Here is a 13,800-nt window from a genome sequence, read left to right as displayed (position 1 = left end):
GGCACGGTAATCAGCGGTAAAAACAGCGCAATTTTCCAGCTTCTGGTGGTGTTTTGCAGCGCCATGATTTCAGTGTAATCGGTAGCGGCTCCGGCCATCAGGAAGGTAAAGGCATTGCCCGGCGCCGCCGCGCGGTTAAATAAATCGGCGGCAATCGGACTGGAGCCTTCGGAGCAGACTTCAATAATGGTCGTGGCCAGCAGCGTCATTAACAGTCCGGTAAAGCTGGCACCAAACCAGATGCCGAAGCTGTCTTCCGGCACAAAGGCACGCACCAGTGCAATTAACACCACACCAAAGAATACCCAGCGCAACACCATTTTGGATTCTTTAAAGCCCTGCCAGAACATCTTTAACAGCGACGGTACTGACCAGTCATTGTCTTTCCAGGTACTTTTCAACGTTGGCAGAAAGGGAACCTGCTGAAATTCGCCCTGATTCGGATTGGCCGGCAGCGTACCGCGCTCAACCAGTCGATCAAAAATCCAGCCGCTGATCCAGGCAATCAGCAGAGAGGCGGCAATAAATAACAACGTCCATTTAAGGCCTATCAGTCCAATCAGAATTAACGTCAGCGTTAAAGAATTCCATGGACTGGCAATCAGGAAAGCCATCACCTGACCGATACTGGCGCCACGTTCATACAGCTTCATCGCCACCATTAAAATGCCGTGGTTACACAGGTCAAGCAGCAAGCCGGCCAGCGTCGCGCGGAATAATCCCCGCTTACTGCCGCCCCTCCCCAAAACCGACATCACCAGCTCACGCGGAATACGCCCCAGCAAGCCAACAAAGAACGAGGCGGTCAGAATCCCCCACCACATGGCATTAACCATTTCATACGAGGTATGCAGCATCACGCCCAGCCAGGGCAGACTGCTGTCAGGCTGATGACCCAACAATAAAAAACCGATATAGCCCAGCACCACAAAACTGCCGCAGCCCCATAAGATCCAATCGATGCGGCCTTTTTCTGCCGGCGGACAGCAACCGCCTGACTCACCGCTTTCGGTACCACAGGAAGCTGCCACTGCGGACGTGCTGCCGCAACACGAACTCTCAGCGACTTTCGCTTCAGCCGCACAACACGAGGCCGGTTTTGCCGCTGCTGATGTTTTCGCACTGCCGCAACATGAGCTTTCGCTGCTATTTACTTCAGTTTTTTTTACTTCCGCGTTTTTTACTTCCGCGGCACAACATGACACTGGCTCTGCTGATGTTTTCGCACTGCCGCAACACGAACTCTCAGTTGCTTTCATTTCAGTTTCTTTCGTTTCAGTAGCGCAGCATGAGCCCTGCTCAGCTTGCTTTGATTCCTTCTCACTGCCGCAGCAGCTCTTTCGTTCCGTATCAGTCATGCTGAGACTCTCCCCGACTTCCACAACGTTCACTCAGGTGCACATCGGCACCTTCTATCAAATGACAAATATGTTCTCCACAGGGGACACAATCAGGTTGCTCTGCCCACTGCTCAACCGCCCGTTCCATCCGTTCTACCAGTGCCTGCATTGCCGCCAGACGGGCCCTGGCCTCTGACAACCGGGGTTCGATCAGCTGACGTACCGTAGGACAAGGCGACTCCCCCTGTTCTGCCGCCTGCAGCATGGTCTGGATATCTTCCAGAGTGAAGCCCAGATCCCGCGCCTGCAGAATAAACCGCAGACGTTTGTGCTCCGCCGCGGTGAAGTGATGATAACCACTGTCGTCTTTGCCAGGTTTCAGCAATCCAATCCGCACATAATGGCGGATGGTATTGGCATTTACCTGCTCGCGTCTGGCGAGTTCCAGTACCCGCATAGTCTTCTCCTGCCCGAACATACTTCAGTATTAGCGCAGCTTAAACCTTTGAGTAACTCACAGGTCAAGTGGTGTTTTCAGCCGTTTTCCGCAAATTGTCACCCCACAGCCGGATACAGATCAGAAAACGGCCTGAAAAAACCGCAGGTTACGCATTTTATCGCGCCGCTTCGGCTATGCTTTTAAAGTCAGTGACGAAACCGTCTGCATAGCCGGTCAACCGCACTGAGGGTTCGTAACAGACCTAAATGAGACTGTCCATGCCACAGCACCCGGCCGGACAACCAGACAGAGACCTTATGTTTTCTATCCGTCAGCTGTTTCTTTTTCTTTCGATCATTTTTATTGCCCTGCTATTCGCCGGGTTACTGTTGGTGCGCTGGCTGTGGTTTTATCCGGCCGAACTGAACACGGCACTGGAAACGCAGAAGAACGAAATGTTCAGCCTCAACAGTGTGCTGGAACTGAAGAAAGAAACCCTGGCAACCTTTGTCTCCGACTATGCCAACTGGGACGATACCTGGCATTACGTTCAGGAACCTTATAGAGAATACATCGCCACTAATTTTACTGACACCACCTTCGAATCACTGAAGCTGTCCGGTGCCCTGCTGCTCAATAATCAGCGTGAACCTGTCTTTAATCTTGAATACAACAGTGAGTCATCGCTTGTAACCAGCAACAGCACACGTCTGCTTTACTGGTTGCAACAGGGTGGCGTTGAACATCTGAATGACCAGCCAACAACGCTGTTTCAGAGCATTGATGAATCACCGTATCTGTTAGCCATCAGCCCGGTAATGCACTCCGATAACTCAGGGCCAAGGCAAGGCTGGCTTATTTTTTTCCAGTTGCTTGATGACGACATATTATCTGTCTGGAAACGGATTACCCGCATTCCACTGATGCGGACAGACATACCGCAGAATGCTGTCGACCTGCTCACCAGCCCCGAGGACGCACAGACATTTCATGATCGCTGCCTGATGTCACCGGAGCAACAGCCGGTGTACTGTTTCCGCATTCATCATCAGCAGGAACTGCCGCAATTCCTCAGTTCCAATGTCATCACAGCCTTTCTGCTGATTGCGCTGATTCCGGGCATTATTTTTATTCTTCTGGTTCATTTACTGATTACTCCAATCCGTAAAGCAACCGATTTGCTGGAGTTAAATAATAAAGACGGCATGCTGCGTCCGGTACTGTTCACCACACCACTCCGCATCCGTGAGTTGCGCCAGCTGCGCGATACCTACAACCAGCTGGTATATACCGCCCGCCAGCAACAGGCGCGTCTTGAACAGCTGTCCAATACAGATCGGCTGACCAACATTCCCAATCGCCGTGCCTTCGATGACGCATTGGAATCCACCTGGAAACGCCTGAAACGACATAAACAGTCCGCTGCCTTAATTCTGGTGGATATTGATTATTTCAAACGCTTTAACGACCACTATGGTCATCAGGTGGGTGATGATGCGCTGCACCGCGTTGCCCAGGCGTTAAAAGGCTGTGCCAAACGTACCGATGAAATTACCTCGCGTTTTGGCGGCGAAGAGTTTGCGCTGATTTTATATATTGATGATGCCAACAATCTGGATGCGGTACGCCACAGAATCCACGAGAGCATCCGCGAATTGAATATCCGCCATGAACACTCATCGGTCAGCAAAAAACTGACCATCAGTTTTGGTATTGCATGGATCCGGGAATCCGGCCCGTGGCTGGAAAATATGTCAAAAGAAGAATGGTTAAGAGCGGCAGACGCCGCTCTCTACGAGGCCAAAGCTTCCGGGCGTAACTGCAATATGCTGCAGATTATTACCCCGGAAATGCCTTTTACAGAGTCACCTGTATGGCAGCAATCACCCGATTAGCCTTGTCTTTCGCCGCCTGAATACTTTCATCACGAGCCAGCGCCACGCCTAAACGGCGCTTACCGGATACTTCAGGCTTACCGAATAAACGCAGCTGAGTATGAATTTCAGCCAGCGCCTTATCCAGACCGGAATACTGCATCGTGGTGGATTCACCCGCCACCAGCAGCACTGAGGATGCCGATGGACCATGTTGCTGAATATTCGGAATCGGCAGCCCCAGAATCGCCCGCGCATGCAGGGCAAATTCGGATAAATCCTGTGAAATAAGGGTAACCAACCCGGTATCGTGCGGGCGTGGTGATACCTCACTGAAAATCACCTCATCGCCTTTGACGAACAGCTCAACGCCAAACAGCCCCAGTCCGCCCAGATCATCGGTCACCACTTTGGCAATATGCTGCGCTTTCGCCAGTGCGGCGTCCGTCATCGCCTGCGGCTGCCAGGATTCCTGATAATCACCGTCTTCCTGACGATGGCCAATAGGCTCACAGAAACTGGTCACCGTATTGCCGTTGCTGTCTTTATGGCGAATGGTCAGCAGCGTGATTTCAAAATCAAAGTCGACAAAACCTTCAACAATCACTTTGCCCTTGCCGGCGCGGCCGCCCTCCTGCGCATAAGCCCAGGCGCGGGCCAGCTCACTTTGCTCACGCACAAAGCTCTGTCCTTTGCCGGAGGAACTCATGATCGGCTTCACCAGACACGGCAGACCAATGGCTTCTGCCGCTTTAAAGAAATCCTCTTCGTTATCGGCGAACTGATAACTTGATGTCGGGACTTTAAGTGTTTCCGCCGCCAGACGACGGATGCCTTCGCGGTTCATGGTCAGCTGGGTGGCGCGGGCGGTCGGGATAATCCGCACACCTTCCTGCTCCAGCTCGGCCAGGGTTGCGGTAGCAATGGCTTCGATCTCAGGCACCACCAGATGCGGTTTTTCCTGTTCAATGACCGCGCGCAGCGCCGCGCCATCGAGCATATTCACCACATGGCTGCGATCAGCCACCTGCATCGCCGGTGCATTCGCATAGCGGTCAGCGGCAATCACTTCACAGCCCAGACGCTGCAGTTCAATTACAACTTCTTTGCCCAGCTCGCCGGCACCGCACAGCAGCACCCGGGTGGCTGTCGGAGAAAAAGGGGTTCCCAGTGTTGTCATGGTGTTGTCCATCAGAAAGAAAAGAAGTGGCCGGTCAGTCGGCCTTTACGGGGGTAAAATTCATCGCATCCTGCTCGCGCGCTGCCACTTTTTGCAGTACCGCCCGGCGCTCGTCATCGCTGTAGCGTCCCCAGCGGCTGATTTCTTCGCCGCTGCGGTAACAGCCGACACAGACATCATTTTCATCCAGCGCACAGATACTCACGCACGGGGAGCGGACCGGAGTCGTCACAGTTCAATCTCCTGCAGTTGTTCGCGGTAGCGTTTGGCATTGTGCACGTAGTGCGCGGCACTGCCTTCCAGCATTTTGCATTGCATCTCATTCAGCTGGCGCTTAATCACCGCAGGCGACCCTACGACCAGTGAACCATCGGGAATTTCCATGTTTTCCGGCACAAGCGCATTCGCACCAATAATGCAGTGCTTGCCGATTTTCGCGCCGTTCAGCACCACCGCATTAATACCGATCAGCGAATAATCGCCAACCGTACAGCCGTGCAGCATGGCGTTATGACCCACAGTCACGCCCTTACCCAGCGTCAGCGGGATACCGGAGTCGGTATGCAGCACCGCGTTATCCTGCACATTGGAATGCTCACCAATGGTGATCAGATCGTTATCACCGCGGATAACCACACCAAACCAGATGCTGCTGTTGTCGCCCAGAACAACACTGCCGATCACTCTGGCGCCATCGGCAACAAAGACATCCTGTCCACGGGTCGGGCGACGCTCGCCCAGCTGATAAAACATAGAGTTCTTCCTATACCTTGTACGGAATATCGCAATCCCAGAGATGATTCATCATCTCCGCAATCATCATGGCGGTCAGCCCCCAGATGTGGAAGCCATTGAAATCGTAACTGGGAATGCGGATCTGGCCGCGCTCAAAATAACGACTGGGCGGCAACTGAAAATGACTTAACGGAACTTTAAATACCGCATCCAGTTCACCCGGATTGGCAATCAGCGGCTCTTCCGGTGGAATAAGCCCTAACACCGGCGTTACCAGATAGCCGAAGCGTGATACCACCTGATCCAGCTCCCCCAGAACCCTGACACGGTTGCGTGCCAGTGCCACTTCCTCTTCAGCTTCACGCAGTGCCGTAATAATAATGTTCTGATCTTCCGGGTCACGCTTGCCGCCAGGAAAGGCAACTTCTCCCTGATGGGTCGATAAATGCACGGCCCGGCGGGTTAACACCACCTGCGGCTGCTCTTCGTCCGTGAGGGCAACCAAAACACCAGCTTCAGCCAGATCGGGTTGCTGCACTTTTCGTGGCTGATGTTGCTGCAGACGCAGCTGCAGATAGTCGAAGAGCGGAGATGAATTCATAACGTCATTGTAATGTCTGGATGAAAAGCGAGCCAGTACTGCTCTGGCTTACGTAACAAATAAGGGATTTTTTATATTTTTTAGTCATTAAAAGCTCCGACTATTGTATGAATCCTCACAGGAGGATCATCACAACCACTCTCAGATCGTTTACTTAACATTCTGTTTTTAAACGATTTAAGCCATAGAACGTTATCTGTCATGACCATTTTTATTAATTAATTCAGTCATTTAGCCGGTTTTTTCAGACGGACAAAAGGATTCTGTCACATCTTGTAATTCGGTAGACTAAAACCAGAGAAATGCAAACAAAAACCTGTACGGAGTGCCTGTTGTGCAACTGCCGCCCTTTGATGAACTGAAACAACTGGCCAATCACAATCCGGAAGCTCTGGAAGCGTTGCGTCAGCAACTGATCGAGCAGACCATTAACAGCGCAGGTGAAGATTTCCGCCGCCGTCTGCGCGGCCTGCAATTTCAGATTGATATGGAACGCCAGCGTGCCAGTAATCCATTATCGGCCTGCCTGCGCATGTCACGTATGATGCACGAGCGTCTGCACTGCATGGTCGAGAGTCTGAATTTCAGTGATGACAGCAACGCAGATGCACTTCTCAGCCGCAACACAGCCAATAACGCTGGTGTTGCCAATGTTATCCCTTTTCCGTTCCGGGCCAGTTCCTGAGTCAGTTATACTCAGCCAGGGTCTGTTAACATTAACTAAGCAGGCCCTAGTTTTTATTCAGCGGCCGGACATCCCATGAAATACTGCAGCCATTGCGCCAGTGAACTTACCTTTATCATCCCTGACGGCGATAACCGCCCACGCTTTGTCTGCCCCGCCTGCCACTCTGTTTTTTACCAGAATCCACGCATCGTAGCCGGTACGCTGCCGGTTCATAAAGGGCAGATACTGCTCTGCCGCCGCGCCATCGAACCACGCCGTGGTTTCTGGACCCTGCCAGCGGGCTTTATGGAAAACGGCGAAAGCACCGAGCAGGCCGCTTTACGTGAAACCTGGGAAGAAGCCCGCGCGGTCGTACAGCTGCAATCCCTGTTCAGCATGATCACGGTGCCGCATATTGATCAGGTACATATATTCTTTCTTGCCGAACTGGAAAAAGCAGAATTTGCTGCGGGCGATGAAAGCCTGGAGGTAGCCCTGTTTCATGAAGACGACATCCCCTGGAAAGAGCTGGCCTTTCCTACCGTCAGCAAGACGTTAAAACGCTATTTCGCCAACCCGTCAGCTCAGCAGGCAACCCACGTATTTGATATCGATATATCCCAGGCTCTGGCGAAGGGGTTGTAGTGAAGGGATTGCAGCAACCGGATTTATAACGGCGCCAGCTGCCATACATCGTATGCTGGCTCTTCGTATGGGTGCGCCACTTTCAGAGCCTGAACGGCGGCGCCGATCAACTCATCCGCGCAGACCATTTCCACACGGTATTCCTCGACCTGCTCCAGCTGACCGGCCTGCCCGATAAAAGGATTGGCCGCCGCTGACGGGCGGAACTGACCGATGCCTGCAACCTGCCAGCAGCATTCCTGATATTCACCTATTTTTCCTGCACCGGCAGAAAAGACAGCGTCCTTCACCTTTTCAAGATCCGACGCAGGCACATAAAACACCAGTTTGTACATTATTTTTCTTCCTCTCGATAATTTAGTCAGTTGCCAGTAATGGTCTAGGCTTGAATATAACGTCCGTCATGCCGCCATCTACTAAGGAAATTTCATGAAGGGTAATAGCCAGTCCATTCAGCATAAAGTTTACTTTGCTTTAGGCAGTATCTTTTTGCTGGTTCTCATTGTTGTTATCAGTGTTGCAGTATCCGCTGAGCGTAAAATGAGCTCAGATATGGTTCATGCCCAACTGCGGGATAAAGCTTCAGGCTATCTCGATACCATGAATATGCTGATGATATCCGGCGCGATATCAAACCGCGAACTGGTACGTACCAAGCTGCTGTCCGACAACAATATTGTCGAAGCGCGGATGCTGCGCAGCCCGAAAATTGATGCTCTGTATGGTAAGGGGCTTGATCACGAGTATCCCCTTGATGAACTCGACCGGCGGGCACTGGCCGGCGAGGAAATTCTTATTGAAAACGACAGCAAAGACGGCCACACCCTGACCTTTCTCACCCCGGTTCTGGCCCATGAGGATTACCGCGGCACCAACTGCCTCGGCTGCCATCAGGCCAAAGAAGGTGATGTCCTTGGTGCCATCCGCATCAGCTACTCGCTGGACGAACTTGATGGCCATATCTTTAACAACATGCTCAAGATGGGACTGATTCAGGCAGCCATGTTTATTGCCGCGTTGATTATTCTTTCCCTGCTGCTGCGCAAAGTCATTATTTCGCCGGTGCGCCGTATGCACCGCACACTGGATCAGATGGAACGCAAATCCGATCTGACGCAACTGGTAAAAGTCGACAGTGCTGACGAAATCGGCCGCACAGCAATGGCCCTCAATAAAATGATTGAGCGCTTCTCTGACTCGCTGCGCCAGGTGGTCAGTTCTTCCGGCGAACTTGAGGACGCGGCGAAAAATATCAACGTGTCGTCCAGCCAGTCACTACAGGCCGCCCAGTCACAAAAAGCGGAAACCACACAGATTCAGCATGCCATTGAAGAGCTGCACGAAAGTATTCAGCTGGTTATGGCCAACGCGGAACAAAGCAGCCAGGCTTCTGCCGAGGCCAAGGTTGTCGCCCGTAACGGCGTGATTAAAACCGATCAGGCATCGGCCAGTATCAGCAACATGAATACCGCGATTCAATCGACCGCAGAGGTAATCGCATCGCTTGATCAGCGCAGCAATAATGTTGGCGGCGTATTGGGTGTTATTAAAGGCATTGCCGAGCAAACCAACCTGCTGGCGCTGAATGCAGCCATCGAAGCAGCCCGGGCCGGGGAATCCGGCCGCGGCTTTGCCGTGGTCGCCGATGAGGTACGCACCCTGTCGCAGCGCACACACGAGTCGACCCAGGAAATTGAAAGCATGATCGAGCAACTGCAATCAGAAGCACGTCATGCGGTCGATTCCATGCACAATGCGCAGAGCATTGCCGAAGAAGGCATGGAGCGGGTAAACGAGGCGGCCAAAGCCCTGCACAGCATGACCGAGCACGTTGACCGTATGAGCAGCCTGAACGACGAAACGCTGAAACGTATGCATATGCAGGTCGAAGTCGGACGTAATGTGAGTCAGGGTATTGAAAGTATCAGCAGCCATTCCCTCAACACCTCACAGAGCGCCGAGCAGACCACCGATATTGCCAAGCGTCTGGTGAACATGGCCAACCACCTCAGCACTCTGGTGAAGAAATTCCGCCTCTGACCCGGGCAGACGTCTCCAGAGAACAACAACGCCAGAAACAAAAAAGCAGCCAATGGCTGCTTTTTTGTTTCTTTTCATGGGTGCCAATAGGCTCAGTGCGAACGGACAATAATCGCCGTTGAATCTTCCAGCAGAGTCAGGTTATCCAGCGCTGTCTGATTGTCCGTACCGCACACTTCCTCATCGGCTTTAAAATCGCCGCAGACCGCAGGCCGGCGCGGATCACCAAAAAGCAGACACAGATTGCGTTCATCCAGCTGTACGCAGCGCTCACCGGCGGCTTTACCGCCGGGCATACCGGGAATAGGAGAAGAGATAGAGGGGGCAATGCAACAGGCACCACAACCGAGTCGGCAATCCACAAACACCTCATACAACACAATGATATGAGGCCATTCACCTCAGTAACGGTAGCGGGTTGCGTCCTGCAGTTCTTTTTTCTGCATTAAACGCCACATAGTCAGATTAAAGCGCAGAGCATATTGGCGCAGCCGCGCCAGTTTTGCCGGGTCATCTTCGACATTGGCAAAGGTTTCCCAACGTTTGTTCAATGGCCGGATACGATACTCCCGCCGCACCTTATCGGCTTCCGCATCTTTCAAACCGGGCAATTCTACGCCATCTGCCAGCTGAATTCCGACAAATTCATATTGCCCCGTGCGAAAGCTATCGCGGGCATCCTGTACCGGATAAGCCAGCAGGTTCTGATCATTACCAGCCCATGCCGCAGGAATAGCCATCAGCGCCAGAAACAGACTCGCAGATAACACCGGCAATAACGGGCGTAAAAACAGCATCAGCATACACACTCTCTAATTATAAAGAGTATCAGTATAGACCGTTGCAGAGCGCCTGAAGGCCGTCCGGCTTGCCATCCCCAAAAGGCTGGGATAGCCTTGGCGCCAGCCTGAATATCCGCCTTATCAGCAGCGTAACAACACGTTTGATAAGCTCAGAAAATGACTAAGGACGACCCGATGCAAAGCACTCTGCGCGCTTCTCTGCTGATCTCAGCGCTTGCTTTTTGCTCAGCGCCGATACTGGCCGCCGATAACAGCGAACCAACCAATTTCCGTGTGGGTGCCGGGCTCTTTCAGGCCGATATAGGTAATGCCCCTTCTTATCTGCCCAACGGCGAGCAACAGGGATTCAGCCTGTTCGCCGAATTTCCACAAAGCAACCATGCCGCCTCGCGCTTTATTCTTTACCGCCTTAATGGTGAGGATGACATCCAATTGCAGGGCGGCGAAACCCAGCTGATGTGGGGCTGGGGGCTGGCCGAACCCGGCTTCCGCATCTACACCGGGCCAGCCTGGCACTATGAAAAAATACTGGTACAGCGTGCTGCCGGCGATCATTACCGCGTGTTTAACGGCTGGGGATGGCAGTTTGGTGTGGGCGCTCAGTTTGATGCCATCATCCTCGACCTGGCCGCCACCCTGCGTGACCCCAAGGACTACAACAGCGAAAATCTTCAGGCCGGCGCCAGCAAAGGTGACGTCTGGACCCATAATCTGCTGCTCAGTTATCGCTTTTAAGGAATTCAGAAATGACCACCCCGGTTACCGTACGCTATATGTCACGCGCCGAAATCGAACGCCTGATGTACAGCCTCAGCGCCGACAGCAGCAACGAACAGGCACAACTGTTTGAAGCCCTGGTTCGTCGTCTGCTGGAAATCATGGAGCAGGAAAACCGCTAGTGCCGGATACCTTTCCTCCCGCCATTACGCCACCCGGCTCACAGCCATTTTCTGTTATTGACCAGACCGAAGACTGGCTCGCCATCCACAAACCCGCCGGCATTGGCATGCACAGCGAAGACGGCGAAGCGGGTCTGGTGGTGCTGGCCGAACAGCAGTTTGCCTGCCCGTTATGGCCGGTTCACCGTCTCGATAAAGTCACCTCCGGCATTATTCTGCTGGCGAAAAACGCCACCGCTGCCGCCCGCCTCAGTGCCCTGTTCGCTGAGCATAAAATCCAGAAATACTATCTGGCGCAGAGCGCGCAAAAACCGAAAAAGAAACAGGGCTGGGTTAAAGGTGATATGAGCAAAGGCCGTAATGGCAGCTGGCTGTTACAGCGCAGCAGCCACAACCCTGCCATTACCCGGTTTATCAGCCACTATGATGAGCAACAGCAGAAGCGGCTGTTTCTGCTCAAGCCCCTGACCGGCCGCACCCACCAGCTGCGGGTTGCCCTGAAGAGTCTCGGTGCCGCCATTGACGGCGACGAGCGTTATGGCGGCGAGCCCGCCGACCGCACCTATCTGCATGCCTTTATGCTCTGCTTCCGCGATGAAGTCAGCGGCGCTGACCCGCAGGATCTAGTGCTGACCTGTTTGCCACAGCATGGCGACTGGGCAACTCTGCCCGACAACTGGCTGACCCCCTGGCAACTTCTGTAGCCTTTTCCCTTCTTTGTCATAACCCCGCTGCATTATCAGCGGACAATCCGCAGCACCTGCGAACACTCCCTATACTGTGCACAGTTAAAGCGTCATCCGGACGGTTGCAATTATTATATTAGTATATTCTAATGTAGTAATATTGATATTAACCCGAACCAATCGCCAGTCCATACCGATTGGTCTGACGCTGAATTCAGAGAGGAATTTTTCATGCCGACCACACAGCCTTCGTCCCGTCGTCTGCTGCGCAGCCTGAGCCTGGCTCTGCTGGCCCTGCCTGTATTCGCGGCAACCACACAAGCCGCCGATCAGACCAGCGCCACCAACAGCCAGATTCTGCAGGCCACCACCGTGCCGGTGTACTTTGATCTGGAAGCCACACTGGAAGCCGTGCACGAAAGCACGATCTCAGCGCAGACCAGCGGTGCCATCAAAGCCGTACACTACGATGTCAACGACCGTGTGGAGCAAGGCGCTCTGCTGCTGGAAATCGTTGATACCCAGCAACAGGCTCAGCTGGAACAGGCACGCGCTAATCTGGCCCAGGCCAAAGCCCAGAACGAAGACGCTCAGGTACTGCTGACCCGCAACAGCCGTCTGTTCAAACAGGGCACGCTGTCACAGGGTGAATTCGACAGCAGCAATGCCCGCGCCAAAAGCGCCGCCGCTGCGGTCAAAGCGGCCGCTGCAGCGCTGAAACAAGCCGAAGAGCAGCTGGCCTATACCCAGGTAAAAGCGCCTTACGCCGGCCTGGTTAAAACCCGTTATGTGGAAGTCGGCGAGCTGGTCAGCCCGGGGCAACCGCTGATGACCGGCGTATCACTCGAACAACTCCGTGCCGTTGCCGACGCTCCGCAACGTATCGCCAGCCAGTACCAGGAAGCCAGCCAGATTCAGGTGCGCGTGGGCGAACACAGCATCAACCCGGACAGCGTTGTGCTGTTCCCTTACGCCGATGCCACCCATCACAGCGTGCGTCTGCGCGCCAATCTGCCAGCCAACAGTCTCGATGCCAGCGGTCGCGCACTCTATCCCGGCCAGTGGAGCATCATTCGCGTACAGACCGGCGAGCGTAACGCCCTGCTGATTCCGGCCAGCGCCCTGCTGCAGCGCTCAGAGCTGACCTCCGTCTATGTGCTGGATAACGGTCAGCCGGAGCTGCGTCAGGTTCGCGCCGGCAACCGTCATAACGGCATGGTAGAAATTCTGTCCGGCCTCAGCGCCGGTGATGAAATCGTCAGCGATGCACTGGCCCAGCTGGCCGCAATCGGTTCACAGGGAGAATAATCATGGCGCTCGGAATTTCCGGAAAAACCGCACAGGCTTTCCAGAACTCGGCCATCACCCCGCTGCTGGCCCTGCTCGGTCTGCTGCTGGGCTTCTTCGCCATCATGGTGACGCCGAAAGAAGAAGAACCCCAGATTGACGTTACTTTCGCCAACGTGTTTATCGGCTTCCCCGGTGCCAGCGCACGTGAGGTGGAGCAGCTGGTCGCCATTCCGGCCGAACAGGTGCTGTCTGAAATCAAAGGCGTGGACGATATTTTCTCCATCAGCCAGCCGGGTCAGGCCATTCTGACCGTGGCCTTTGAAGTCGGTATTCCGCGCGAAGAAGCCATCCTCAACCTGTACAACCAGGTCTACAGCAACAATGACTGGTTCCCGCAGAATCTGGGCGTGATGCAACCTGTGATCAAACCCATGGGCATCGACGATGTACCTATTATGGGCATTACCCTGTGGTCGGAATCCGCCGAAGTCACGGCGTCGCAGCTGACCCAGGTTGCCCATGCACTGGAAACCGAGCTCAAACGTATTCCCGGTACCCGCGATATTTACTCCATTGGTGGCCACAACAATGTGGTGAAAGT

General features: G+C 53.7%; 18 protein-coding genes. 9 read left to right on the top strand and 9 right to left on the bottom strand.

Annotated elements, in window-relative coordinates:
• On the bottom strand, window positions 1-1,031 hold a 1,031-nt coding region (locus B3P58_RS00945), incomplete at its 3' end, for a permease (protein ID WP_286715347.1).
• 319 nt (window positions 1,032-1,350) lie between these two features.
• Window positions 1,351-1,797: a MerR family transcriptional regulator gene (locus B3P58_RS00940; RefSeq protein ID WP_230331927.1), complete on the bottom strand. Its 447-nt coding sequence runs from the start codon at window positions 1,795-1,797 to the stop codon at window positions 1,351-1,353.
• A 260-nt stretch (window positions 1,798-2,057) separates the two neighbouring features.
• Between B3P58_RS00940 and B3P58_RS00935 the strand changes: the two genes are divergently transcribed.
• On the top strand, window positions 2,058-3,674 hold the full coding sequence (locus tag B3P58_RS00935) for a sensor domain-containing diguanylate cyclase (RefSeq protein WP_286715344.1): 1,617 nt from the start codon (window positions 2,058-2,060) through the stop codon (window positions 3,672-3,674).
• On the opposite strand, the gene purT is transcribed toward B3P58_RS00935, so the two are convergent.
• Genes purT through B3P58_RS00915 form a run of 4 tightly spaced genes read right to left on the bottom strand, consistent with a single transcriptional unit; the run spans window position 3,637 to window position 6,169 of the window.
• Complete coding sequence (gene purT, locus B3P58_RS00930) at window positions 3,637-4,833, bottom strand: formate-dependent phosphoribosylglycinamide formyltransferase (protein ID WP_260999172.1); 1,197 nt, start codon at window positions 4,831-4,833, stop codon at window positions 3,637-3,639. The genes B3P58_RS00935 and purT overlap by 38 nt on opposite strands.
• A gap of 34 nt (window positions 4,834-4,867) precedes the next feature.
• Window positions 4,868-5,065, bottom strand: coding sequence for a DUF1289 domain-containing protein (locus tag B3P58_RS00925; RefSeq protein WP_145469012.1), 198 nt, complete (start codon window positions 5,063-5,065; stop codon window positions 4,868-4,870).
• Window positions 5,062-5,586, bottom strand: coding sequence for a gamma carbonic anhydrase family protein (locus B3P58_RS00920; RefSeq protein ID WP_225691884.1), 525 nt, complete (start codon window positions 5,584-5,586; stop codon window positions 5,062-5,064). Before B3P58_RS00920 ends, B3P58_RS00925 begins: the two co-directional genes overlap by 4 nt.
• 10 nt (window positions 5,587-5,596) lie before the next feature.
• Window positions 5,597-6,169: a CoA pyrophosphatase gene (locus tag B3P58_RS00915; protein ID WP_145469014.1), complete on the bottom strand. Its 573-nt coding sequence runs from the start codon at window positions 6,167-6,169 to the stop codon at window positions 5,597-5,599.
• Window positions 6,170-6,503: 334 nt separating this feature from the next.
• Between B3P58_RS00915 and B3P58_RS00910 the strand changes: the two genes are divergently transcribed.
• Complete coding sequence (locus B3P58_RS00910; protein ID WP_230331925.1) at window positions 6,504-6,854, top strand: DUF3135 domain-containing protein; 351 nt, start codon at window positions 6,504-6,506, stop codon at window positions 6,852-6,854.
• 75 nt (window positions 6,855-6,929) lie between these two features.
• Complete coding sequence (locus B3P58_RS00905; protein ID WP_286715337.1) at window positions 6,930-7,481, top strand: NUDIX hydrolase; 552 nt, start codon at window positions 6,930-6,932, stop codon at window positions 7,479-7,481.
• A 23-nt stretch (window positions 7,482-7,504) separates the two neighbouring features.
• Here the strand turns inward: B3P58_RS00905 and B3P58_RS00900 are convergent, their stop codons facing one another.
• Complete coding sequence (locus B3P58_RS00900) at window positions 7,505-7,816, bottom strand: YqfO family protein (protein WP_286715335.1); 312 nt, start codon at window positions 7,814-7,816, stop codon at window positions 7,505-7,507.
• A gap of 94 nt (window positions 7,817-7,910) precedes the next feature.
• On the opposite strand from B3P58_RS00900, the gene B3P58_RS00895 reads away from it, so the two are divergent.
• On the top strand, window positions 7,911-9,521 hold the full coding sequence (locus B3P58_RS00895) for a methyl-accepting chemotaxis protein (RefSeq protein WP_145469018.1): 1,611 nt from the start codon (window positions 7,911-7,913) through the stop codon (window positions 9,519-9,521).
• 92 nt (window positions 9,522-9,613) lie between these two features.
• Here B3P58_RS00895 and B3P58_RS00890 read toward each other — a convergent pair whose 3' ends face one another.
• Together B3P58_RS00890 and B3P58_RS00885 are read right to left on the bottom strand one after the other, a co-directional pair.
• Window positions 9,614-9,883 carry a YkgJ family cysteine cluster protein gene (locus B3P58_RS00890; protein WP_225691881.1) on the bottom strand — a complete coding sequence of 90 codons (270 nt, stop codon included), beginning with the start codon at window positions 9,881-9,883 and terminating at the stop codon, window positions 9,614-9,616.
• 39 nt (window positions 9,884-9,922) lie between these two features.
• Complete coding sequence (locus tag B3P58_RS00885) at window positions 9,923-10,324, bottom strand: hypothetical protein (protein WP_225691880.1); 402 nt, start codon at window positions 10,322-10,324, stop codon at window positions 9,923-9,925.
• 174 nt (window positions 10,325-10,498) lie between these two features.
• Between B3P58_RS00885 and B3P58_RS00880 the strand changes: the two genes are divergently transcribed.
• The 5 genes from B3P58_RS00880 to B3P58_RS00860 all read left to right on the top strand — a co-directional run.
• On the top strand, window positions 10,499-11,059 hold the full coding sequence (locus tag B3P58_RS00880) for a hypothetical protein (protein WP_286715329.1): 561 nt from the start codon (window positions 10,499-10,501) through the stop codon (window positions 11,057-11,059).
• Window positions 11,060-11,070: 11 nt separating this feature from the next.
• The gene (locus tag B3P58_RS00875) at window positions 11,071-11,223 is read left to right on the top strand and encodes a cell developmental protein SirA (RefSeq protein WP_260999162.1); all 153 of its coding nucleotides are present in this window, start codon (window positions 11,071-11,073) and stop codon (window positions 11,221-11,223) included.
• On the top strand, window positions 11,223-11,927 hold the full coding sequence (locus tag B3P58_RS00870; RefSeq protein ID WP_286715324.1) for a TIGR01621 family pseudouridine synthase: 705 nt from the start codon (window positions 11,223-11,225) through the stop codon (window positions 11,925-11,927). The genes B3P58_RS00875 and B3P58_RS00870 overlap by 1 nt, the downstream gene beginning before the upstream one ends.
• Window positions 11,928-12,140: 213 nt before the next feature.
• Entirely contained in the window at window positions 12,141-13,217 is a 1,077-nt protein-coding gene (locus B3P58_RS00865) for an efflux RND transporter periplasmic adaptor subunit (RefSeq protein ID WP_286715322.1), read from the top strand.
• Between the two features lie 2 nt (window positions 13,218-13,219).
• The coding region (locus tag B3P58_RS00860) for an efflux RND transporter permease subunit (RefSeq protein ID WP_286715320.1) at window positions 13,220-13,800 on the top strand (581 nt) is incomplete at its 3' end.

Origin of the sequence: Thalassolituus sp. UBA2009 (genome assembly GCF_002335285.1) — a bacterium.
Lineage (GTDB): Bacteria > Pseudomonadota > Gammaproteobacteria > Pseudomonadales > Oceanobacteraceae > Venatoribacter > Venatoribacter alkanivorans.
The sequence above is the reverse complement of the archived record's forward strand: the minus strand, read 5'-3'. Positions and strand labels throughout refer to the sequence as shown.

Coding starts and splice junctions, on each gene's coding strand:
- B3P58_RS00865 (WP_286715322.1), top strand. CDS start 12,141: ATGCCGACCACACAGCCTTCGTCCCGTCGTCTGCTGCGCAGCCTGAGC.
- B3P58_RS00915 (WP_145469014.1), bottom strand. CDS start 6,169: ATGAATTCATCTCCGCTCTTCGACTATCTGCAGCTGCGTCTGCAGCAA.
- B3P58_RS00935 (WP_286715344.1), top strand. CDS start 2,058: ATGCCACAGCACCCGGCCGGACAACCAGACAGAGACCTTATGTTTTCT.
- B3P58_RS00905 (WP_286715337.1), top strand. CDS start 6,930: ATGAAATACTGCAGCCATTGCGCCAGTGAACTTACCTTTATCATCCCT.
- B3P58_RS00885 (WP_225691880.1), bottom strand. CDS start 10,324: ATGCTGATGCTGTTTTTACGCCCGTTATTGCCGGTGTTATCTGCGAGT.
- purT (WP_260999172.1), bottom strand. CDS start 4,833: ATGACAACACTGGGAACCCCTTTTTCTCCGACAGCCACCCGGGTGCTG.
- B3P58_RS00875 (WP_260999162.1), top strand. CDS start 11,071: ATGACCACCCCGGTTACCGTACGCTATATGTCACGCGCCGAAATCGAA.
- B3P58_RS00940 (WP_230331927.1), bottom strand. CDS start 1,797: ATGCGGGTACTGGAACTCGCCAGACGCGAGCAGGTAAATGCCAATACC.
- B3P58_RS00920 (WP_225691884.1), bottom strand. CDS start 5,586: ATGTTTTATCAGCTGGGCGAGCGTCGCCCGACCCGTGGACAGGATGTC.
- B3P58_RS00900 (WP_286715335.1), bottom strand. CDS start 7,816: ATGTACAAACTGGTGTTTTATGTGCCTGCGTCGGATCTTGAAAAGGTG.
- B3P58_RS00880 (WP_286715329.1), top strand. CDS start 10,499: ATGCAAAGCACTCTGCGCGCTTCTCTGCTGATCTCAGCGCTTGCTTTT.
- B3P58_RS00895 (WP_145469018.1), top strand. CDS start 7,911: ATGAAGGGTAATAGCCAGTCCATTCAGCATAAAGTTTACTTTGCTTTA.